This window comes from Enterobacter cloacae complex sp.6700776 (genome assembly GCF_048284255.1).
Lineage (GTDB): Bacteria > Pseudomonadota > Gammaproteobacteria > Enterobacterales > Enterobacteriaceae > Enterobacter > Enterobacter intestinihominis.
Genome location: NZ_JBLVYK010000005.1, coordinates 129,609 through 150,086, shown reverse-complemented (window position 1 = coordinate 150,086; position 20,478 = coordinate 129,609). Strand labels below are relative to the sequence as shown.

Below are 20,478 nucleotides of genomic sequence, written 5' to 3'. Positions count from 1 at the left end.
GTATATCTCACGTAATACTGATGCACAAGTTAACCGCATCACATTTCGGGAGTAATTATGGCTCGGCTCGCTGCATTTGATATGGACGGCACGCTGTTAATGCCGGATCACCGTTTAGGGGAGAAAACCCTGAACACACTTAAGCGCCTGCGCGAGCGTGAAGTCACCCTGACGTTTGCCACTGGTCGTCATGTGCTGGAGATGCGCCATCTGCTGGGAACATTTGCCCTCGATGCGTTCCTGATCACCGGCAACGGGACGCGCATTCACTCCGTCGAGGGCGATGTGCTGCACCGTCAGGATCTGGATCCGGAAGTGGCGGACATCGTCCTGCACAGCACCTGGGATACGCAGGCCAGCGTGCATGTTTTTAACGATGAAGGCTGGTTTACCGGGCGTGAGATCCCGGCCTTGCTGCACGCTCACGTTTACAGCGGCTTTAAATATCAGCTCATCGATTTGCGCCGCATTCCGGCACACAAGGTAACCAAGATCTGCTTCTGCGGCGATCACGACGATCTCTGCCGCCTGCGTATTCAGCTTAACGAGGCGCTGGGCGACCGGGCGCACCTGACCTTCTCGGCGGTGGACTGTCTTGAAGTGCTGCCGGTGGGCTGTAACAAAGGATCTGCGCTGGCGGTGCTGAGCGATCGTCTGGGGCTGACGATGCAGGACTGTATGGCCTTTGGTGACGCCATGAACGACCACGAGATGCTGAGCAGCGTAGGCCGTGGTCTGATTATGGGGAACGCGATGCCGCAACTTATCGCCGCGCTCCCGCATTTACCGGTTATCGGACACTGTCGTAACGAAGCGGTGTCCCATTTTTTGACGCATTGGCTGGACAAAAATAACCTCCCATATTCCCCCGAATAGCGAGATCCTTCCAGCAAGCCAGGCTAAAGCCTGGCTTTTTTTTATTTCACCAGATGCAAAATCTGCGCTTTCCACGGTTCAACATCGCCAATATTGGCCTGTACCCATTCTGCGTTGTAATAGGTGTCCAGGTAGCGTTCCCCGCTGTCGCACAGCAGCGTGACGACAGAGCCGCTAAGGCCTTCTTCACGCATTCTCGCGGCCAGTTGTAGCGCCCCCCACATATTGGTGCCGGTAGAGGCTCCGACCTTACGGCCAAGCTGTGTCTCCAGCCAGTGCGCCGTCGCGACGCTGGCGGCGTCCGGCACGCGGAGCATCTCATCCACAACGTCCGGAATGAACGAGGGTTCGACGCGCGGGCGACCAATTCCTTCGATCTTGCTCCCCACAGGGCTGCGCAGGCTGGCATCGCGAGATTGCCAGTAATCAAGGAACACCGAGTTCTGAGGGTCAACCACCATCAGCTGCGTATCATAACCCTGACAGCGGATATAACGTCCGATGGTGGCGGAGGTTCCGCCCGTGCCCGCGCTCATGACAATGTAAGAGGGGACGGGATGTGGCTCGTGGGTCATCTGGCGGAAAATGCTGTCCGCAATGTTATTATTGCCGCGCCAGTCGGTGGCGCGCTCGGCGAAGGTGAACTGGTCCATATAGTGACCATTTAGTTCGCGGGCCAGCATTTCGGAGGCCGCATAGATTTCGCAGGCGCTTTCCACAAAGTGGCAGCGTCCGCCGTAAAATTCGATCTGTTCAACTTTACGTTTCGCCGTGCAGGAGGGCATCACAGCGATAAACGGCAGGCCCAGCAGGCGGGCAAAGTAGGCCTCTGAGACGGCAGTTGATCCGGACGACGATTCAATAATCGTGGTGCCTTCTTTAATCCAGCCGTTACATAAACCGTATAAAAAGAGTGAACGCGCCAGGCGATGCTTCAGGCTGCCGGTAGGATGGGTACTTTCATCCTTCAGGTAAAGCTGAATGCCGGGAAATCCAGGCAAAGGCAGGCGGATCAAATGGGTATCTGCCGAGCGCTGATAGTCGGCATTTATTTCGCTGATGGCATGTTTAACCCAGGTGCTATTCATCGTAGTTATCCGTTTGTCATTTTGTGCCCAGCATAGCGAAAAGCACAGAAAAAATTGTTGCTATCTGGCCTTTAAAATAGAATGTAAGGAGAATAATTTTCTCTGGGAGGTGGATATGCTAGATAAAATTGACCGCAAGCTGCTTTCTTTGCTGCAAAGCGACTGCACCCTCTCTTTGCAGGCGCTGGCAGATGCCGTTAATCTGACCACCACACCGTGCTGGAAGCGCCTCAAGAAGCTGGAAGACGATGGCATTCTGTTGGGACGTGTGGCGCTGCTGGACCCCGAAAAACTGGGGCTTGGACTGACCGCCTTCGTCCTGATAAAAACGCAGCATCACAGCAGCGAATGGTACAGCCGCTTCGTCACCCAGGTTTCCGACATGCCCGAGGTGCTCGGCTTCTGGCGCATGGCGGGGGAATACGACTATCTGATGCGCGTTCAGGTGGCAGACATGAAGCGCTACGATGATTTTTACAAGCGGCTGGTCAATAGCGTACCGGGCTTGTCCGATGTCACCTCCAGTTTCGCCATGGAACAGATTAAATACACCACAGCGTTACCCATTGAATAACTTCATAAAATATCTTCAGGAAAAGACCGCGTGCGATTATTTGCCCAATTAAGCTGGTACTTTCGTCGGGAGTGGCAACGCTACCTCGGCGCGGTGGCCCTGCTTATTATCATTGCCATTTTGCAACTGATCCCGCCCAAAGTGGTGGGATACGTCGTGGATGGTGTTACGGAACAACATTACACCGCCGCACGGGTGATGATGTGGGTCGGTACGCTGGTGTTGACGGCCGTGGTGGTTTACCTGCTGCGTTATGTCTGGCGCGTGCTGCTGTTCGGCGCGTCCTATCAGCTTGCCGTTGAGCTGCGCGAGGACTTTTACCGCCAGCTGAGCCGCCAGCACCCTGAGTTTTATCTGCGTCACCGTACCGGGGATCTCATCGCCCGCGCCACTAACGATGTGGACCGTGTGGTGTTTGCCGCCGGTGAAGGGGTGTTAACGCTGGTGGATTCCCTGGTGATGGGCTGTGCGGTACTGATTGTGATGTCTACGCAAATTAGCTGGGAGCTCACGCTGCTGGCGCTGCTGCCGATGCCGCTGATGGCGCTGGCGATTAACCGCTACGGCGAGCAGCTCCATGAACGCTTTAAGCTGGCGCAGGCGGCGTTCTCGTCGTTAAACGATCGCACCCAGGAGAGCATGACCAGCATCCGCATGATCAAAGCGTTTGGTCTGGAAGACAGGCAGTCCGCGCTGTTTGCGGCCGACGCCGCCGATACCGGTGCGAAAAACATGCGCGTGGCGCGTATAGACGCCCGCTTTGATCCGACAATTTATATTGCGATTGGCATGGCGAACCTGCTGGCGGTGGGCGGCGGCAGCTGGATGGTGGTGCGAGGCACCATGACCCTCGGGCAGTTAACCAGCTTTGCGATGTACCTCGGGCTGATGATTTGGCCGATGCTGGCGCTGGCCTGGATGTTTAACATCGTTGAACGTGGGAGCGCCGCCTACAGCCGTATCCGCGCCATGCTGGCGGAAGTGCCGGTAGTGAACGATGGCAGCGAGCCGGTACCGGAAGGTCCGGGTGTTCTGAAGGCTGATATCCGCGTCTTTATCTACCCGCAAACGGAACATCCGGTGCTTGAAAACGTCAGTTTCACGCTGCGTCCTGGTCAGATGCTGGGCATCTGCGGCCCGACGGGCTCCGGTAAAAGCACCATTCTGTCACTGATTCAGCGCCATTTTGACGTGAGCGAAGGCGATATCCGTTTCCATGACGTCTCCCTGCCACGTCTGCTGCTGGATGACTGGCGCAGCCGCCTGGCGGTCGTCAGCCAGACGCCGTTTTTGTTTTCAGACACCATAGCCAACAATATCGCGCTCGGGTGCCCGACGGCGACACAGGACCAGATCGAGCATGTGGCGCGCTTAGCCAGCGTCCATGAGGATATTCTGCGCCTGCCGCAGGGCTACGACACAGAAGTGGGTGAGCGGGGCGTTATGCTCTCCGGTGGACAAAAACAGCGTATCTCTATTGCCCGCGCGCTGCTGCTGGACGCTGAGATCCTGATTCTGGATGATGCGCTGTCCGCGGTTGACGGGCGTACCGAGCATCAAATTCTGCATAACCTTCGCCAATGGGGGGAGGGGCGCACGGTCATCATCAGCGCGCACCGTCTGTCGGCCCTTACCGAAGCCAGTGAAATTCTGGTGCTTCAGCACGGGCATATTGCCCAACGTGGTCAACATGAACAGCTCGCCGGGCAGGCCGGCTGGTATCGGGATATGTACCGCTATCAACAGCTTGAAGCTGCGCTGGATGAGGAGGTCACCGATGCGTAAGTTTGGACAGATGTGGCCGACGTTAAAACGGCTGCTCGCCTATGGCTCACCGTGGCGCAAACCGCTTTCCATCGCCGTGTTGTTACTGTGGATCGCCGCGATTGCGGAGGTGACCGGTCCGCTGCTTATCAGCTATTTTATCGATAACATGGTGGCGAAAAGCTATCTGCCGCTGGGGCTGGTGGCGGGGCTGGGTGTGGCGTATGTCGGGCTACAGCTGACGGCGGCGGGGCTGCACTATGCGCAGTCGCTGCTGTTTAACCGGGCCGCCGTGGGCGTGGTCCAGCAGCTACGCACGGATGTGATGGATGCCGCGCTGCGTCAGCCGCTGAGCGAGTTTGATACCCAGCCGGTCGGGCAGGTTATTTCGCGCGTCACCAATGACACCGAGGTGATCCGCGACCTTTATGTGACCGTTGTCGCAACGGTTCTGCGCAGTGCCGCATTGATTGGCGCGATGCTGGTGGCGATGTTCAGTCTGGACTGGCGGATGGCGCTGGTGGCGATCGCTATTTTCCCGGCGGTGCTGATTGTGATGGTGATTTACCAGCGCTACAGCACGCCGATTGTTCGTCGCGTGCGCGCTTACCTTGCAGACATCAATGATGGCTTCAACGAAGTGATCAACGGCATGAGCGTTATCCAGCAGTTTCGCCAGCAGGCGCGTTTTGGCGAGCGAATGGGAGAAGCCAGCCGCTCGCACTATATGGCGCGGATGCAGACGTTACGTCTGGACGGCTTCCTGTTACGCCCGCTGCTGAGCCTCTTCTCTGCGCTGGTGCTGTGCGGGATGTTGATGCTGTTTGGCCTGACGACGCGCGGAACCATTGAGGTGGGAGTGCTGTACGCGTTTATCAGTTACCTTGGCCGTCTTAACGAACCGCTGATTGAACTCACTACGCAGCAATCGATGCTGCAACAGGCGGTAGTCGCGGGTGAGCGTGTGTTTGAGCTGATGGACAGGCCGCGTCAGACCTATGGCGATGATGAACGTCCGCTGGAAAGTGGATCCATAGCGTTTGATCATGTCTCGTTTGCCTACCGCGACGATCAGCTTGTCTTGCAGGATATCAACCTCGAGGTACCGTCGCGCGGTTTTGTCGCCCTGGTTGGGCATACCGGCAGCGGCAAAAGCACGCTCGCCAGTTTGCTGATGGGCTACTATCCGTTGACGCAGGGGGAGATCCGTCTGGATGGACGGCCTCTTTCCGCGCTTAGCCACAACGCGTTGCGTAAAGGCGTCGCGATGGTGCAGCAGGATCCGGTAGTGCTGGCGGATACCTTTTATGCCAACGTGACGCTGGGACGATCTTTCACGCCTGAGCAGGTATGGGAGGTGCTGGAAACGGTGCAGCTGGCAGATCTGGCGCGCGGGTTAAGCGAGGGGATCAATACCCGGCTGGGCGAGCAAGGCAATAACCTCTCTGTCGGGCAAAAGCAGCTCCTGGCGCTGGCGCGCGTGCTGATTGAGACGCCGCAGGTGTTGATTCTGGATGAAGCGACCGCAAGCATCGACTCCGGTACCGAACAGGCGATCCAGCTGGCGCTGGCTGCCGTGCGGGATCGCACTACGCTGGTGGTGATCGCTCACCGCCTCTCAACGATCGTCGATGCCGATACCATTCTGGTGCTGCACCGTGGCCAGGCCGTTGAACGGGGTACGCACAAAGCGCTGCTCGAGGCGAAAGGACGCTACTGGCAGATGTATCAGTTGCAGCTGGCAGGCGACGAGCTGGCCGCCAGCGTGCGCGAGGAGGAGTCGCTCAGCGCCTGATGCACCATAACAAGGCAATGCGCTAACAGTCTTAACCGTTGGTGCAAAACTGAAACGCACCCTGCACTGCCATGGTGCGTTTTTTTTCACCCCTTCGCGGCGCATGCGCGCCGCGGCGCTTTCCTCCTCACATTTCACTTCTGGCACACCCTTTGCAATATACCTCTCGTGTTAGCTGCGGCCATTACCGAATTCTGACTGGAGGGGATATATGAAGCTGGTTACGGTGGTAATCAAACCATTCAAACTCGAAGACGTGCGTGAAGCGCTGTCTTCCATGGGTATTCAGGGACTGACTGTCACCGAAGTGAAAGGCTTTGGGCGTCAGAAAGGTCATGCCGAGCTTTATCGCGGGGCGGAATACAGCGTTAACTTCCTGCCAAAAGTGAAGATTGATGTGGCGATTGCCGACGATCAGCTTGATGAGGTGATTGATGTCGTCAGCAAAGCGGCCTACACCGGAAAAATTGGCGACGGCAAAATTTTCGTTGCCGAACTACAGCGCGTCATTCGCATCCGTACCGGCGAATCTGACGAAGCGGCGTTGTAAGTAACTCCTGGCACACAGTGATAGGGATCGAGAAAATGATGAAAGCAACAATGAAAACAGGTCTGGGTTCGCTGGCACTGCTGCCGGGCCTGGCAATGGCTGCACCTGCTGTGGCAGACAAAGCCGATAATGCCTTTATGATGATTTGCACCGCGCTGGTGCTGTTCATGACGATTCCGGGGATCGCGCTGTTTTACGGCGGCCTGATCCGCGGCAAGAACGTACTCTCCATGCTGACGCAGGTTGCCGTCACGTTCGCGCTGGTGTGCGTGCTGTGGGTGGTTTACGGTTACTCGCTGGCCTTCGGGGAGGGCAACGCCTTCTTCGGCAACGTTAACTGGGCGATGCTGAAAAATATCGAACTGACCGCGGTAATGGGCAGCTTCTATCAGTATATTCATGTCGCGTTCCAGGGCTCATTCGCGTGCATCACCGTGGGGCTGATTGTGGGCGCGCTGGCTGAGCGTATCCGCTTCTCTGCGGTACTGATTTTCGTGGTGGTCTGGCTGACGCTCTCCTATGTCCCGATTGCGCATATGGTCTGGGGCGGTGGTCTGTTGGCTTCCCATGGCGCTCTGGACTTTGCGGGCGGCACCGTTGTTCACATCAACGCCGCCGTAGCCGGCCTGGTAGGCGCATACCTGATTGGCAAGCGCGTGGGCTTTGGGAAAGAAGCATTTAAGCCGCACAACCTGCCGATGGTCTTTACCGGCACCGCCATCCTCTACTTTGGCTGGTTCGGCTTCAACGCAGGTTCAGCCAGCGCCGCTAACGAAATCGCCGCGCTGGCCTTCGTGAATACCGTGGTGGCAACTGCCGGGGCCATCCTCTCATGGGTATTTGGCGAGTGGGCCGTTCGCGGCAAGCCATCCCTGCTGGGTGCCTGTTCTGGGGCGATTGCCGGTCTGGTAGGTATTACGCCAGCATGCGGTTACGTGGGCGTGGGCGGCGCATTGCTGATCGGTATCGTCGCGGGTCTGGCGGGGCTGTGGGGCGTTACCGCACTGAAACGTATTCTGCGCGTTGACGATCCGTGTGATGTATTCGGCGTACACGGTGTGTGCGGCATTATCGGTTGTATCATGACCGGCATCTTTGCTGCACAATCTTTGGGCGGCGTGGGTTATGCTGAAGGCGTGACCATGATGCATCAGGTGCTGGTCCAGCTTGAAAGTATCGCGATTACGGTTGTCTGGTCGGGCGTTGTGGCCTTTATCGGCTACAAGCTGGCCGATATGACCGTGGGGCTGCGCGTACCGGAAGAGCAGGAGCGCGAAGGTCTGGACGTCAACAGCCACGGCGAGAATGCGTACAACGCATAATTTGAGTGCCTTGCCGGGTGGTGGCTTCGCCTTACCCGGCCTGAAAAAGTGAAATTTGCAGGCCCGGTAAGCGTAGCGACCGGGCTTTTTACCTCACCCGCGATTACGCATCACACCTTCCTGCACGGTAGAAGCCACCAGCACACCATCCTGGGTGTAAAACTCCCCGCGAACAAAACCGCGTGCGCTGGACGCAGAGGTACTTTCTACGCTGTAAAGCAGCCACTCGTTCATATCGAAAGGACGATGGAACCACATGGAATGGTCAATCGTGGCGACCTGCATCCCTTTTTCCAGGAATCCCACGCCGTGCGGCTGTAGCGCAACCGGCAGGAAGTTGAAATCCGACGCATAACCCAGCAGATACTGATGCACGCGCAAGTCTGCCGGTACGCTGCCGTTGGCGCGGATCCACACCTGGCGGGTGGGCTCAGCAGTATGCCCCTTCATTGGGTTATGAAATTCGACCGGGCGGATCTCCAGCGGTTTATCGCACAGAAACTTCTCTTTTACCTGCGGCGGCAGCAGATGTGCGAGTGCGCGGGCAATTTCGGTTTCCGATTTCAGATCGTCCGGCGATGGGGCAGACGGCATCTGTTTTTGATGCTCATAGCCCGGCTCTGGCGCCTGGAAGGAGGCGGTCATGTAGAAGATGGGTTTCCCATGCTGGATGGCCGCCACACGGCGAGCGCTGAAGCTTTGGCCGTCACGCAGAACTTCCACGTCGTACACAATCGGTTTAGCGCTGTCACCGGGGCGTAAAAAGTAGCTGTGGAATGAGTGCACCAGACGGTCTGCCGGAACGGTCTCCTTAGCGGCATATAGCGCTTGCCCCACGACCTGGCCCCCAAAAACCTGGCGTAAGCCTAAATCTTCGCTTTGTCCGCGAAAAAGCCCTTCTTCTATTTTTTCCAGGTTCAGCAATGTCAGCAGATTGTTCAGTGCCTGACTCATAGTGGTCCTCAATAAACGCCGTGGCGAAAGATACGCTGAGTATAACGCAGAAACGATAGTGGTCCGATGGGTAGAATTATCTTAATACCTGGGCAAAATTAGGCATAAATCCGTGATTTGTGCCACACTTGTTTACGTTATGTGAATAAAACGACATCGGATGGGATCGATCCCGCCGGTGCATTGATGATAAGGAGACTTCAATGAAACTCGTGCCTATGTTAAGCGGTGTTGCAATGGCGGTGGCGTTGTCCGCCTGTGCGGATAAGAGTGCCGATGTAGCGGTACCAACGGCGACCCCAAACGGGATTAACACCCTTTCACAGCAAGCTATTCGACAGCCTAACGTGTCCGGTACCATCTGGATCAAACAGAAAGTCGCTCTGCCGCCGGACGCGGTTTTAACGGTCACGTTATCCGATGCGTCTCTGGCGGATGCACCGTCTAAAGTCCTTGCACAGCGTGCAGTTCGTACAGAGGGTAAACAGGCGCCGTTCAGCTTCGTGCTGCCGTACAACCCGTCTGACGTTCAGCCTAACGCGCGTATCCTCCTGAGCGCGGCGGTAACGATCAACGATAAGCTGGTCTTTATCACCGATACCGTGCAGGAAGCGGTCAACAAAGGGGGCACCAAAATCGACCTGACCCTGGTCCCGGTGCAGCAGACTGAAGTGCCTGTGGCAACGCAGACCAATCAGCCGACCTTGCCTACACCGCCAACACAGTTGTAACTTTCTTTCGCCCTCTTCATCTTGACGGGAGAGGGCGTCAGTATTCCCAGCGATACTTCTGCATATCTATCTGTCCCGTCCCGGACACCTGTACCCCTTCTGAGAGTAATGCCTGACGCTGGCGCTGCAAGTCTGGCCCGGTGAGGGAAATGGCACCATGGCGATTAACGACCCGGTGCCATGGTAACGTACTTCCCTCCGGAAGCCTTCTTAGCACGCCGCCAACCTGACGCGCTGCGCGCGGAGAGCCCGCCAGTCGGGCGACTTCCCCATAGGTCGTAACACAGCCTTCTGGAATCGAGGCCACGATTTGCCACACTCGCTGTGGGAAAGAGTCGTGTTCGTCCATTGTTTCTCCAGCGGGAAATCAGCGAAGGGTAATGTTATACGAAGATAAAGAAGATTGTCGGTTCAGTTTGCGCAATAATCCAGCATCCAGTTGCCAGCGGCTTGCAATTGAGGTGCTCCACAGGGATAATGCGCCAGCGCGTTGGTTATCAACGCTCTCAATGGGGGCTCTGTTGGTTCTCCCGCAACGCTACTCTGTTCACCAGGTCAGGTCCGGAAGGAAGCAGCCAGGGCAGACGACGTGGGTGCCGGGATGTAGCTGGCAGGGCCCCCACCCATTTGTGTTCTTCTCTGAAGTTTCCCCCCTATATAAACCTTCTCAATTATGTGCCTATTTTGTTCGTGCAATATATCCTTCATTGAACTGAAATAATAATGTCATAAACCTGTAATAATAGACTGTCATTTTATTATCGGGCGTCTTTTTGTTGTCATAAGCAAAAAAATATATATCTGGATAACAAACTTATCTTCGTGTATTAAATTAAACACGTGTTCCGAAAGGATGTGACAATCATGGTAACTGCGGTTTTAAACGTTAAAATTGATGAAGCGCTAAAAGAAAGACTCCGCCACTATGCGGAAGACAATAATGAGAATTTAAGCGTGACCACAGAGAAACTGCTGCTGCTGGCATTTGAAGCAGTAGAAGAGGCGGGAGTATCGGAAGAGGATGTTGATAATCAGCATACGGAAGAAGAGAGTGTAAATCCATTTACTCCTAAAGAAATCAAAGCACTACGTAAACTTCTGAAGAAGAGAAAATGAAACAACAACTATCGACTGCCAGCGATTACAACGAGGCCTGCAATCTGTTACGTTCGGGCTATGTGAAACATGTTCGTCTTGGCTGGAATGTAGGAAGTGATGAGTTCTTTCGAATTGCGTCTGACTGGTGTGATACCGGTGCGAAAATAAAGAAAGAAGGTGAAAATTTCATTATTTCGCTGAAAGGCTTCCCGATTCCTCCTCAACATTAAGTTGTTCTTCATGAAAACAGCTGACTGCATGCGTTACAGTCAGCTGTTTTTATTGTTTCTGGCGAATAATTTACACCAGGCTCCGTTTTACTGGCGGTGTACTTTTATTTAAGGCAAGCCACAGCGGTTTGATACGCAGTAATGCCTCTTCAAGTTCTGGCGAATTGAGTGAGAAGGGCATACGCAGGTAGCGGTCAAACGCGCCTGAAAGCCCAAAGCGCGTGCCGGTGCCCATAATGATGCCTGTCGTTTCCGCACGTGCCGCCAGTTGAGTCGCCAGCATGCCGGGTAGTTCAATCCAGTATGAAAGTCCTCCCTCCGCTTCCTGAAACCGCCATTCGGGGAAATGCTCCCGTAACATCTGGCCGCAGCGGTCACGCCGTTCTGCCAGCATTTCCCGCCGGGCAGGCAGGAAGGTTTCACTGTTTTCGATAAGCCACAGCGTGGCCAGCTGTTCCAGCACCGGAGAGCCCAGATCCAGCGTATCGCGCGTCTGTGCGAGCGTGGCGATAGTACGGGACGAGGCGCGGATCCAGCCGAGACGAAGCCCACCCCAGAAGCTTTTGCCTGCGGAACCCAGCGTAATCACCGCGGCCTCCGGGTTAAAGGCGGCCAGCGGCGGCGGCGGGGGAGCATCGAACCAGAGATCGACCATGGTTTCATCCACCACCAGCGTGGTGCGGGTTTGCGCGGCGATGTCGGTTATGGTCTGACGCGTCGCGGCATCCATGCAGCGCCCGGTCGGATTATGAAAATCCGGCATTAGATAGGCCAGACGCGGGGCTGTCTGGGCAAGCGTTGCGGCAAAACCATCGGTATCCCAGCCCGTTTCTGGCAGCGAGACGCCCACGGGCCGGCATTGCGCCCCCTGAATCGCGGCTATCGCCAGCGGGTAGGTGGGATGATCCACCACCACGCGATCCCCGGGCCCGGTCATCATTCTTAAGATCAGGGCGAAGCCGCTGACGGCACCGTTCACCACCATCACTTCGTCTGCCCGGGTGGGCAGACCGCGTGCGGTGTAGCGGGCGGCGATAGCTTCACGCAGCGCTGGAAGCCCAAGCTGATCGTACCCGGTCAGCGCCAGATTCGGCGTAATGGTCGTCAGCGCGTGGGTGTAGGCCTGATGGATCTCTGGCCCTGCGTTGAGCGCGGCGGTTGAGAGATCCAGCGCCGCGCTGGCAGTGGAAAGCGTGGGCACGGCCCGGCTGTCTGGCAGGATCGCCCGGGAACCGCTGCCGTGACGGCTCTCCAGAAAACCCTCTTCACGCAGATGCGCCAGCGCGCTGCTGATGGTGGTGCGGCTGACGTCCAGTGCGGCGGCCAGTTCCCGCTCTCCGGGCAGGCGAGTGTTTAGCGCCAGCCTGCCATCCAGAATTAACAGGCGTAACGCGTCAGCCAGCTGGCGCCACCGCGGGGTGCGGGAAGAGGTTTGTTGCCAGTGCCCTAACAGGCGAACCAGAGACTGGCTTCCAAAACGACGTGATGACATGTGCAGTCCACTATTTGAAAACTGGACATTAATCATAGTGCCATTTTCAGCGAAGATGGAAGCTGGTTCTTCGGAGAAGAGAAAATGGTGCGTCGTCTGGTACAACTTTATGTCGGTTTAGCCCTTTACGGACTTTCAACCGCGATGTTTATTCGTTCGGATCTGGGTGTTGATCCCTGGAATGTTTTTCACCTTGGCGTCGCCATCCAGGCCGGAATGAGCATCGGCACGGTGATGATTTTAACCGGGGCTGCGGTGCTGCTGCTATGGATCCCGCTGCGTCAGCTTCCGGGGCTGGGTACGGTCAGTAACGTGATTTGTATTGGCCTGGCGGCAGATGCATCAATGGCATTGATCCCGGAACTCACCTCGCTGCCCGTGCGCATCACCCTGCTGGTTTCCGGCATTGTGGTTAACGCCCTTGCCACCGGAATGTATATCGGCGCGGGTTTTGGCGCAGGCCCGCGCGACGGTCTGATGACCGGCATACACGCCCGGCTGGGCTGGTCGATCCGCAGCGTGCGTACCGCAATCGAGGTGACCGTGTTGATCGTCGGCTATCTCCTCGGGGGAGCGTTTGGCGTCGGAACCGTGCTGTATGCGTTAACCATCGGCCCGCTGATCCAGCTTTGTTTGCCGTGGTTTCGCCAGAGACCGCGCATGCAGAAAGCCGCGCAGCCGGAGCGGATTGCTTAATTTTGCGAAGCGCTCACAGGCTATAATGGCGTAACTGTGTCAGAATAGTGACTACCTTTTACGACGCCAGAATCTATGAAAGCGATCACTCTTTATGACGTTGCCCGCGTGGCGGGCGTTTCTTATCAGACCGTTTCCCGGGTGATTAACGACGCGGAACACGTTTCTGCCCGTACGCGGGAAAAGGTCCGACAGGCCATGGCGGCGCTACACTATGTACCTAACCGTGGCGCGCAGCAGCTGGCCGGAAAACGCACCCGCACGCTGGGGCTGATGACCAGCGATCTGGCGCTGCATGCGCCGTCGCAAATCGCCTCAGCTGTAAAATCCCGGGCAGTGGAGCAGGGGGCTGGCGTGCTCATCTCTATGGTGGAGCAGCCCGCGCAGTGTCAGGCTGCTTTGCAGGAGTTACTGGCGCAGCGCGTGGAGGCGCTGCTGGTGAACGTTCCGCTGGAAGATGCTCAGGCAGAAATGCTTCAGGAAATGGCCTCGCCGACCCCGGTTCTTTTTCTTGATGTTTCCCCCACAGCTCGGGTTAACAGCCTCGTTTTCAATGCTGAACAGGGCGCTGCCCTGGGGACGGAGCATCTGCTTTCGCTGGGGCACCGGCGAATTGCGCTGCTCGCCGGGCCGGAAAGTTCTGTCTCTGCCCGGGCTCGTCTGGCGGGATGGAAAACTACGCTGGCTCAGGCTGGCGTTGAGGCGTTTGCGGTGGCGCAGGGCGACTGGAGCGCGGCCTCGGGCTACGAGAAAGGGCATCAGCTTCTGGCGGGCGCACAGCTGCCGGAAGCGATCCTTGTGGCGAACGATCAGATGGCGCTTGGCGTTTTACGCGCCTGTGCGGAAAAAGGCGTTGCGGTACCGGGGCAGATCTCGGTTGTCGGGTTTGATGATACGGCTGACAGCGCGTGGTTTTCCCCTCCGCTGACCACCGTTCGGCAGGCGTTCCGCGAGGCCGGTGAACGCAGCGTGGAGTGGCTCCTGGCAACAGCCCGTCACGCCGAACCCTGGCAACAACAACTTCCCGTTACGTTGATCGTTCGTCATTCCACCGCGCCGCGCGCCGTACAACAGGCCGATCGTGAAGAGCTGGCGCAACAGCTAAGAACGCTGGCGCTGCTGGCGGAGAAACTGGCGCGCAGCTAGCGCTTTTGTGATCGTGCTCGCCTGGTGACGATCAAAGTCTTTACCGCCACCGTTTACCATGGCATGTTGACTAAAATTGTGAGCGCTTCGCAAAGAGGTTGATATGTCTTCCACATTGCCGCTGACCCTCAGCGCAATTCTGGCTCGTCGTGACTGGGAAAACCCGGGCGTGACGCAGTGGAATCGTCTGGCCGCACACGCGCCTTTTCATAGCTGGCGCGATGAAACCCTCGCCCGGGAGGATAAGCCTTCGCTGAGCGAGCGTCTGCTTAACGGCATCTGGCGATTCAGCTTTTTCCCGGCACCAGAGCAGGTGCCCGAGGCATGGGTAACGGACGATCTGTCTGATGCCGTTGAGATGCCCGTGCCGTCGAACTGGCAGATGGAGGGATTCGATACCCCCATCTACACCAACGTCACCTATCCAATAAATGTGAACCCGCCCTATGTTCCGGCTGAAAACCCAACCGGTTGTTACTCGCTCACATTTGAGATGGATGATGCCTGGCTGCTCAGCGGGCAAACCCGCATTATCTTTGATGGGGTGAATTCAGCTTTTCATCTGTGGTGTAACGGCCAGTGGATAGGCTATTCCCAGGACAGCCGTCTGCCTGCGGAGTTCGACCTCAGCGCGGTGCTGCGACCGGGGCAGAACCGCCTGGCGGTGATGGTGTTACGCTGGTGCGACGGAAGCTACCTGGAAGATCAGGACATGTGGCGGATGAGCGGCATTTTCCGTGACGTCTCGCTGCTGCACAAGCCGGAAACGCAGATTGCCGATTATCAGATCGTGACCGATCTGAATGCCGAATGCGATCGGGCGCTGCTCCGGGTTGACGTTGCGCTGGAAGGCTTACGCTATGCCGAATGCGAGGTGGCGTTTACCCTGTGGCGTAACGGCGAAGCCTGCGCGCAAATCACGCAACAGCCCGGATCGGCCATCGTGGACGAACGCGGCAGTTGGGCGGAGCGGCTCACGGTGGCGATACCCGTGAACAATCCCGCGCTGTGGAGCGCTGAAACACCGGAACGCTATCGTTTGACCATGTCGCTTCGGGATGTGCAGGGCAACATGCTGGAGACTGAAGCTTGCGATGTCGGTTTCAGACGCGTCGAAATCAGCAACGGCCTGCTGAAGCTTAACGGCAAACCGCTGCTGATCCGCGGCGTGAACCGTCATGAACATCATCCTGAGAAGGGGCAGGTGATGGATGAGGCGACCATGCGCCGCGACATCGAACTGATGAAGCAGCATAACTTCAATGCCGTGCGCTGCTCGCATTATCCGAATCACCCTCTGTGGTACACGCTTTGCGATCGCTACGGCCTGTACGTGGTCGATGAGGCGAATATTGAAACCCATGGCATGGTGCCGATGAGCCGCCTGGCGGACGATCCGCGCTGGCTGCCTGCCATGAGCGAACGTGTAACGCGTATGGTGCAGCGGGACCGGAATCATCCGTCCATCATCATCTGGTCCCTGGGGAATGAGTCCGGGCATGGGGCGAATCACGATGCGCTGTACCGCTGGCTGAAAACCACCGATCCCACGCGGCCGGTGCAGTACGAAGGCGGGGGGGCCAGTACGGCGGCAACTGATATTATTTGCCCGATGTATGCCCGCGTCGATCAGGATCAGCCGTTCCCGGCGGTGCCAAAGTGGTCGATTAAAAAGTGGATTGGTATGCCGGACGAAACCCGTCCGCTGATCCTGTGCGAGTATGCCCACGCGATGGGTAACAGCTTTGGCGGCTTTGCCAGCTACTGGCAGGCATTCCGCAGCCATCCCCGGTTGCAGGGCGGCTTTGTCTGGGACTGGGTCGATCAGGCGCTGACGAAAAAAGCGGAAGACGGCACGGCATTCTGGGCCTACGGCGGCGATTTTGGCGATAAGCCCAACGATCGTCAGTTCTGCCTCAACGGGCTGGTGTTTCCCGATCGCACCCCGCATCCCGCCCTTTACGAGGCACAGCGTGCCCAGCAGTTCTTTACCTTTACGCTGGTGAGCACCGCTCCGCTGGTCGTCGTTATCCAGAGCGATTATCTGTTCCGTCATACTGACAACGAGAGTCTGCGATGGTCGGTGGCGCGTGACGGTGCGGTGTTGGCTTCCGGCGAAATAACCCTTTCTGTTGCGCCCCAGGGAACACAGCGCGTTGAGATCCCGCAGACTGAATTCGGCGCTGAACCGGGCGAGGTCTGGCTCAACGTGGAGATCGTTCAGCCGCAGGCCACGCCGTGGTCGCCGTCCGGCCACCGTTGTGCCTGGGATCAGTGGCCGCTCCCGGCTCCGCTGTACCTTACGCCACCGAAAGCAGACGGAACCCCACCACAGTTAACGGTGCAGGAAGAGGTGCTGGACATCACTCATCAGCAGCAGCGCTGGCAGTTTAGCCGTCTCACCGGCAACCTGACCCAGTGGTGGAACGCGGGCGCTGAAACGCTCCGTTCCCCGCTAACGGATAACTTTACCCGCGCGCCGCTGGATAATGACATTGGCATCAGCGAGGCGACCCGCATCGATCCGAACGCGTGGGTGGAACGCTGGAAAGCGGCAGGGATGTATGAGATATCCTCGCGCCTTATCCAGTGTGAAGCGGAACAGCATGCCCGTGAGGTGGTGGTGACCACGCAGCACGTCTGGGAGCATCAGGGTAAAGCGCTGTTTATCAGCTACAAGGTCTGGCGGATTGATGACCACGGGTTACTGCACGGTGATGTGCAGGTGACGGTGGCGTCTGACATTCCTGAACCCGCTCGCGTGGGCCTGAGCGTTATGCTGGCGGATATCCCGCAAACGGTGCGCTGGCTGGGGCTGGGCCCGCTGGAGAATTATCCGGACAGAAAACTGGCGGCGCAGCAGGGGCGCTGGGCGTTACCGCTGGACGCCATGCAGACGCCGTATATCTTCCCGACGGAGAACGGTTTACGCTGCGACACCCGTGAGCTGACGTTTGGCTCACATCACTTCCAGGGACAGTTCCATTTCTCCCTGAGCCGTTACAGCCAGCAGCAACTGCATACGACAACGCATCAGCACTTGCTGCGGGAAGAGGCTGGCTGCTGGTTGAATCTTGATGCCTTCCACATGGGCGTGGGGGGGGACGACTCATGGAGCCCGAGCGTAGCTCCCGCCTTCATTCTGCAAAACCGTCGGCTGCGCTACACGTTTTGCTGGCAGCAGAACGGCTGAGCCGATACGTGCGGCCACTGCCGTGGCCGCACGTAACACCGCGCAATGGGTTTATTTCCTGAGGTTGTGCTCGGCCCAGCGAATGAAATCTTCTTTAGGCAGCGCCTTGCTGAAATACCAGCCCTGTCCGTACTGCACGCCGTGGCGATGCAACCATTCGAGCTGCCCTTCAGTTTCAATGCCTTCTGCGACCATCGCCAGCTTAAGCGATTTGGCCATTTCGATGATGTGGGGAGTCACGTTCTTATACTCCAGCGCGTCCACAAAGGATTTATCAATCTTCAGGGTATCGACATCAAGATCCTGCAAATAGCTCAGGCTGGAGTAACCCGTACCAAAATCATCAATGTAGATGGCATGCCCGGAGCGCCGAAACGCAGCGATGGCAGGGGCGCTGACGGCAGGATCGGCAAAGCCGCGCTCGGTCAATTCAAGGGCGATCTGGCGCGGGTGGACGCCCCATTTGTTGAGCAATTGACTCAGCAGGCGAGGCAGCTCGGGGGACGTTAAATCGGATGGTGCAAGGTTGACAGAAATGTGCAGTTCCGGGTGATGATGCAGCCAGGCACCTAAATCCTCAAACACCTTATTCACCACCAGCTGTGTCAGCGTTGAAATAAGCCCCGTCTGCTCCGCCAGGGGAACAAAGAGATTAGGCGACAGGTCACTGCCATCTGGCTGCGGCCAGCGCATCAGCGCTTCTGCACCCACCAGTTTTCCACTGCATAGCGCCACAATGGGCTGATAGTAAACCTCGATCTCCCGGTTGTTGATCGCGTCGATCAGCCGGTTACGCGGGGAAAGCAAACGGCGGAGGATGCGAAGCACAATAAGGGCTGCAACCAGGCTTATCAGTATGCCTGCCGGTAGCCAGATGATCAGCTGCTGATGCCAGGATGCCGCGAGCGGTTTTAACGATGCCCAGGCAATAACCGTAAGCCCCAGTTCTGGCACCGGTTTCAACACGTACATCGAGCCGTTGTATTGCACGCGCTTAACGTCCTGCTGCTCCTTAACGACAGAAAGAATATACGGGTCGAGAATATTGCTTCTGGCAAATATCCGATGGGTTTCGCTTCCCACCAGGGCGGCATCCATCGAAATGTCACCGAACGGGACAACATCCACAAGCGACGCCGGATCGACCATTACCAGATAATGTCCTTTCCCCAGAACGGCCATATAACGGTGAATGCCGAGGTCGTTTTGCGAGGTGAGCCACGCGCTATATCCGTCTGCGGTGATCCGCATCGGGGGCGGTAAGATCGCCGTATTACTGGATTGTTCCAGAGAGGAGCAGAGCGGCTTCTGGTTATCGATATACATCACTTCCTGAATATAGCGCCATGAGAACGCGACACGACGCATTTCGCGTAAGTGCGGAGGAGTGCAGGGCGGGGCGTTGAACAACTGTAGGTGCGTGAGCGCCTGTTTTGCCTGCGCAACGACTCTGTCGGTACGGATCAGGACGCGCGAGGCATATCTGTCCAGTGCATCCACAAATTTCGCCTCTGCCTGACGATGCGCCAGCCAGATACTGAGGCACACAGGGACCAGCACAGAGAAGATCAGTACGCCTGTCACCAGGCTGACCAGATGTCGGGTTCGCATGCTGCTGTATCCTTTCCATATGCCCGACCAGGGCATGGAGTTTGCGCGCCAGATGAAAAATTTTTTATCGCTAAATGATATAGTTATAGCATGTAACAGTCTCTGGCAGTATTTGAAAAAACCTTTCAAAAACAGGCTGTGCGTCACAGGGGTTGTTTTTGCAGCAAAGCTCAGATAGTATTTTGTTATGTTATAACAATGCATGAAGGCCAGAGATGAAACCGAATATCCATCCAACCTATCGCACCGTTGTGTTTCACGACACCACGGCTAATGAATATTTTAAAGTTGGCTCAACGATTAAGACAGACCGTGAAATTGAGCTTGAGGGGAAAACGTATCCCTACGTTACTCTTGATGTCTCCTCTAAATCACATCCGTTTTATACCGGGAAGCAGAAGACCTTCTCGACGGATGGCAGCGCGGCACGCTTCCGCAAGCGTTTTGGTGGCTTTCTTGATGCGAAGCGAGGCTAATCATGCAGGTGCTTAACTCATTGCGCAGTGCAAAACAGCGTCACCCGGATTGCCAGATAGTCAAACGCAAGGGACGCTTATACGTGATTTGCAAATCTAACCCGCGCTTTAAGGCGGTGCAGGGGCGTAAAAAAAGACGCTAGACGCGCATTTCTCGCCAGCTTTCCAGGGATCTTTTCTGTTTGCCATCGACGGTAAAATTGTCGGTGGCAAGCCAGCTTTCAAACGCGCTCGCCAGCGCTGACCACTCTTTGTCGAGAATTGAAAACCAGTCGGTGTCCCGGTTTCGGCCTTTAATGACCAGCGCCTGGCGAAAACGCCCTTCAAACTGAAACCCAAGACGCAGGGCCGCTTTGCGAGAGGGTTCGTTCAGGCTGTTGCACTTCCATTCATAACGTCGGTAGCCCAGGGTATCGAACACGTACCGCATCAGCAGATACTGCGCTTCTGTCGACATGGGCGTGCGGCTTAACAGTGACGAGAAGTGAACATGTCCCACTTCTACAACGCCGTTTTTAGGATCGATCCGCATAAGGGACAGCGTCCCGACAGGAGATTGGGTCTGGTTATCGATAACGCTAAAGTGGATGGGATCGGATAATTTGCTTACGCTCGCCACCCATTCGGCAAACTCCTCTGCGGTGGCATCGGGTTCACGCAGCAGCCACGTCCAGCTTCGGGTATCTCCGGCCAGGGAATACGCAGCGAACAACGCGTGGGCATGCTCCACGCGCAGCGGCTCAAGCCGACAATAGCGACCCTGAAGTACCACCCGGGACGGGTGCGGGCGAGGCTGCCAGTCGGTAAGGCTTTCCCCTACAGGTTGTCCAAACTCATTGAATACACTCATCTTTATTTCCACGATGTTGAAAAGATCTCCAG

20 protein-coding genes and 1 other RNA gene are annotated in these 20,478 nt (G+C 56.8%); 15 read left to right on the top strand and 6 right to left on the bottom strand.

What is annotated here, in order from left to right; translation table 11 throughout:
- Positions 1-57 precede the first annotated feature (57 nt).
- Positions 58-876: an HMP-PP phosphatase gene (cof, locus tag ACNQ0T_RS10460; protein WP_023299454.1), complete on the top strand. Its 819-nt coding sequence runs from the start codon at positions 58-60 to the stop codon at positions 874-876.
- A gap of 41 nt (positions 877-917) precedes the next feature.
- On the opposite strand, the gene ACNQ0T_RS10455 is transcribed toward cof, so the two are convergent.
- Positions 918-1,964: a PLP-dependent cysteine synthase family protein gene (locus ACNQ0T_RS10455; RefSeq protein ID WP_023299455.1), complete on the bottom strand. Its 1,047-nt coding sequence runs from the start codon at positions 1,962-1,964 to the stop codon at positions 918-920.
- A gap of 115 nt (positions 1,965-2,079) precedes the next feature.
- On the opposite strand from ACNQ0T_RS10455, the gene ACNQ0T_RS10450 reads away from it, so the two are divergent.
- The 5 genes from ACNQ0T_RS10450 to amtB all read left to right on the top strand — a co-directional run bounded on the left by ACNQ0T_RS10450 (position 2,080) and on the right by amtB (position 7,969).
- Positions 2,080-2,538 (top strand): Lrp/AsnC family transcriptional regulator, encoded by a 459-nt coding sequence (locus tag ACNQ0T_RS10450; RefSeq protein ID WP_022647254.1) that lies wholly within the window; start codon positions 2,080-2,082, stop codon positions 2,536-2,538.
- A gap of 30 nt (positions 2,539-2,568) precedes the next feature.
- On the top strand, positions 2,569-4,323 hold the full coding sequence (locus ACNQ0T_RS10445) for a SmdA family multidrug ABC transporter permease/ATP-binding protein (protein WP_023305589.1): 1,755 nt from the start codon (positions 2,569-2,571) through the stop codon (positions 4,321-4,323).
- Complete coding sequence (locus ACNQ0T_RS10440; RefSeq protein ID WP_023299457.1) at positions 4,316-6,097, top strand: SmdB family multidrug efflux ABC transporter permease/ATP-binding protein; 1,782 nt, start codon at positions 4,316-4,318, stop codon at positions 6,095-6,097. The genes ACNQ0T_RS10445 and ACNQ0T_RS10440 overlap by 8 nt, the downstream gene beginning before the upstream one ends.
- A 211-nt stretch (positions 6,098-6,308) precedes the next feature.
- Complete coding sequence (gene glnK, locus ACNQ0T_RS10435; protein WP_006809867.1) at positions 6,309-6,647, top strand: P-II family nitrogen regulator; 339 nt, start codon at positions 6,309-6,311, stop codon at positions 6,645-6,647.
- A 35-nt stretch (positions 6,648-6,682) separates the two neighbouring features.
- Entirely contained in the window at positions 6,683-7,969 is a 1,287-nt protein-coding gene (gene amtB / locus ACNQ0T_RS10430; protein WP_022647257.1) for an ammonium transporter AmtB, read from the top strand.
- 93 nt (positions 7,970-8,062) lie between these two features.
- Here amtB and tesB read toward each other — a convergent pair whose 3' ends face one another.
- The gene (tesB, locus tag ACNQ0T_RS10425; RefSeq protein WP_022647258.1) at positions 8,063-8,923 is read right to left on the bottom strand and encodes an acyl-CoA thioesterase II; all 861 of its coding nucleotides are present in this window, start codon (positions 8,921-8,923) and stop codon (positions 8,063-8,065) included.
- Between the two features lie 203 nt (positions 8,924-9,126).
- Here tesB and ACNQ0T_RS10420 point away from each other — a divergent pair, with 203 nt between their 5' ends.
- Positions 9,127-9,654, top strand: coding sequence for a YbaY family lipoprotein (locus ACNQ0T_RS10420; protein ID WP_022647259.1), 528 nt, complete (start codon positions 9,127-9,129; stop codon positions 9,652-9,654).
- 37 nt (positions 9,655-9,691) lie between these two features.
- On the opposite strand, the gene ACNQ0T_RS10415 is transcribed toward ACNQ0T_RS10420, so the two are convergent.
- On the bottom strand, positions 9,692-10,003 hold the full coding sequence (locus ACNQ0T_RS10415) for an MGMT family protein (RefSeq protein WP_022647260.1): 312 nt from the start codon (positions 10,001-10,003) through the stop codon (positions 9,692-9,694).
- 170 nt (positions 10,004-10,173) lie between these two features.
- Between ACNQ0T_RS10415 and ffs the strand changes: the two genes are divergently transcribed.
- From ffs to ACNQ0T_RS10400, 3 genes are all read left to right on the top strand, one after another.
- An RNA gene (ffs, locus tag ACNQ0T_RS10410) (signal recognition particle sRNA small type) lies at positions 10,174-10,270 on the top strand.
- Positions 10,271-10,518: 248 nt separating this feature from the next.
- Positions 10,519-10,770 carry a hypothetical protein gene (locus ACNQ0T_RS10405; protein ID WP_022647261.1) on the top strand — a complete coding sequence of 84 codons (252 nt, stop codon included), beginning with the start codon at positions 10,519-10,521 and terminating at the stop codon, positions 10,768-10,770.
- Entirely contained in the window at positions 10,767-10,982 is a 216-nt protein-coding gene (locus ACNQ0T_RS10400) for a hypothetical protein (protein WP_006809861.1), read from the top strand. Before ACNQ0T_RS10405 ends, ACNQ0T_RS10400 begins: the two co-directional genes overlap by 4 nt.
- A gap of 70 nt (positions 10,983-11,052) precedes the next feature.
- On the opposite strand, the gene ACNQ0T_RS10395 is transcribed toward ACNQ0T_RS10400, so the two are convergent.
- Positions 11,053-12,474 (bottom strand): PLP-dependent aminotransferase family protein, encoded by a 1,422-nt coding sequence (locus tag ACNQ0T_RS10395; protein ID WP_022647262.1) that lies wholly within the window; start codon positions 12,472-12,474, stop codon positions 11,053-11,055.
- Positions 12,475-12,558: 84 nt separating this feature from the next.
- Here ACNQ0T_RS10395 and ACNQ0T_RS10390 point away from each other — a divergent pair, with 84 nt between their 5' ends.
- The 3 genes from ACNQ0T_RS10390 (at position 12,559) to ACNQ0T_RS10380 (ending at position 17,509) form a co-directional block, all read left to right on the top strand.
- Entirely contained in the window at positions 12,559-13,170 is a 612-nt protein-coding gene (locus ACNQ0T_RS10390) for a YczE/YyaS/YitT family protein (RefSeq protein ID WP_022647263.1), read from the top strand.
- A 75-nt stretch (positions 13,171-13,245) separates the two neighbouring features.
- Positions 13,246-14,316: a LacI family DNA-binding transcriptional regulator gene (locus ACNQ0T_RS10385; protein ID WP_045307885.1), complete on the top strand. Its 1,071-nt coding sequence runs from the start codon at positions 13,246-13,248 to the stop codon at positions 14,314-14,316.
- A gap of 103 nt (positions 14,317-14,419) precedes the next feature.
- A complete protein-coding gene (locus tag ACNQ0T_RS10380) occupies positions 14,420-17,509 on the top strand; it encodes a beta-galactosidase (protein ID WP_417930009.1) in 3,090 nt (1,029 codons plus the stop codon).
- 51 nt (positions 17,510-17,560) lie between these two features.
- On the opposite strand, the gene ACNQ0T_RS10375 is transcribed toward ACNQ0T_RS10380, so the two are convergent.
- Complete coding sequence (locus ACNQ0T_RS10375; RefSeq protein WP_045622297.1) at positions 17,561-19,120, bottom strand: EAL domain-containing protein; 1,560 nt, start codon at positions 19,118-19,120, stop codon at positions 17,561-17,563.
- A 215-nt stretch (positions 19,121-19,335) separates the two neighbouring features.
- Here ACNQ0T_RS10375 and ACNQ0T_RS10370 point away from each other — a divergent pair, with 215 nt between their 5' ends.
- Both ACNQ0T_RS10370 and ykgO read left to right on the top strand, forming a co-directional pair.
- Positions 19,336-19,596 carry a type B 50S ribosomal protein L31 gene (locus ACNQ0T_RS10370; protein ID WP_015571255.1) on the top strand — a complete coding sequence of 87 codons (261 nt, stop codon included), beginning with the start codon at positions 19,336-19,338 and terminating at the stop codon, positions 19,594-19,596.
- Between the two features lie 2 nt (positions 19,597-19,598).
- Positions 19,599-19,739 (top strand): type B 50S ribosomal protein L36, encoded by a 141-nt coding sequence (gene ykgO, locus ACNQ0T_RS10365; protein WP_003859006.1) that lies wholly within the window; start codon positions 19,599-19,601, stop codon positions 19,737-19,739.
- Here ykgO and ACNQ0T_RS10360 read toward each other — a convergent pair.
- Entirely contained in the window at positions 19,736-20,446 is a 711-nt protein-coding gene (locus ACNQ0T_RS10360; protein ID WP_155025761.1) for a GNAT family N-acetyltransferase, read from the bottom strand. The genes ykgO and ACNQ0T_RS10360 overlap by 4 nt on opposite strands.
- Positions 20,447-20,478 lie beyond the last annotated feature (32 nt).

Excerpts from the sequence above, each read along its gene's own strand:
- cof (WP_023299454.1), top strand. The coding sequence starts at position 58 with ATGGCTCGGCTCGCTGCATTTGATATGGACGGCACGCTGTTAATGCCG.
- ACNQ0T_RS10455 (WP_023299455.1), bottom strand. The coding sequence starts at position 1,964 with ATGAATAGCACCTGGGTTAAACATGCCATCAGCGAAATAAATGCCGAC.
- ACNQ0T_RS10450 (WP_022647254.1), top strand. The coding sequence starts at position 2,080 with ATGCTAGATAAAATTGACCGCAAGCTGCTTTCTTTGCTGCAAAGCGAC.
- ACNQ0T_RS10440 (WP_023299457.1), top strand. The coding sequence starts at position 4,316 with ATGCGTAAGTTTGGACAGATGTGGCCGACGTTAAAACGGCTGCTCGCC.
- glnK (WP_006809867.1), top strand. The coding sequence starts at position 6,309 with ATGAAGCTGGTTACGGTGGTAATCAAACCATTCAAACTCGAAGACGTG.
- amtB (WP_022647257.1), top strand. The coding sequence starts at position 6,683 with ATGATGAAAGCAACAATGAAAACAGGTCTGGGTTCGCTGGCACTGCTG.
- tesB (WP_022647258.1), bottom strand. The coding sequence starts at position 8,923 with ATGAGTCAGGCACTGAACAATCTGCTGACATTGCTGAACCTGGAAAAA.
- ACNQ0T_RS10420 (WP_022647259.1), top strand. The coding sequence starts at position 9,127 with ATGAAACTCGTGCCTATGTTAAGCGGTGTTGCAATGGCGGTGGCGTTG.
- ACNQ0T_RS10415 (WP_022647260.1), bottom strand. The coding sequence starts at position 10,003 with ATGGACGAACACGACTCTTTCCCACAGCGAGTGTGGCAAATCGTGGCC.
- ACNQ0T_RS10405 (WP_022647261.1), top strand. The coding sequence starts at position 10,519 with ATGGTAACTGCGGTTTTAAACGTTAAAATTGATGAAGCGCTAAAAGAA.
- ACNQ0T_RS10400 (WP_006809861.1), top strand. The coding sequence starts at position 10,767 with ATGAAACAACAACTATCGACTGCCAGCGATTACAACGAGGCCTGCAAT.
- ACNQ0T_RS10395 (WP_022647262.1), bottom strand. The coding sequence starts at position 12,474 with ATGTCATCACGTCGTTTTGGAAGCCAGTCTCTGGTTCGCCTGTTAGGG.
- ACNQ0T_RS10390 (WP_022647263.1), top strand. The coding sequence starts at position 12,559 with ATGGTGCGTCGTCTGGTACAACTTTATGTCGGTTTAGCCCTTTACGGA.
- ACNQ0T_RS10385 (WP_045307885.1), top strand. The coding sequence starts at position 13,246 with ATGAAAGCGATCACTCTTTATGACGTTGCCCGCGTGGCGGGCGTTTCT.
- ACNQ0T_RS10380 (WP_417930009.1), top strand. The coding sequence starts at position 14,420 with ATGTCTTCCACATTGCCGCTGACCCTCAGCGCAATTCTGGCTCGTCGT.
- ACNQ0T_RS10375 (WP_045622297.1), bottom strand. The coding sequence starts at position 19,120 with ATGCGAACCCGACATCTGGTCAGCCTGGTGACAGGCGTACTGATCTTC.
- ACNQ0T_RS10370 (WP_015571255.1), top strand. The coding sequence starts at position 19,336 with ATGAAACCGAATATCCATCCAACCTATCGCACCGTTGTGTTTCACGAC.
- ykgO (WP_003859006.1), top strand. The coding sequence starts at position 19,599 with ATGCAGGTGCTTAACTCATTGCGCAGTGCAAAACAGCGTCACCCGGAT.
- ACNQ0T_RS10360 (WP_155025761.1), bottom strand. The coding sequence starts at position 20,446 with ATGAGTGTATTCAATGAGTTTGGACAACCTGTAGGGGAAAGCCTTACC.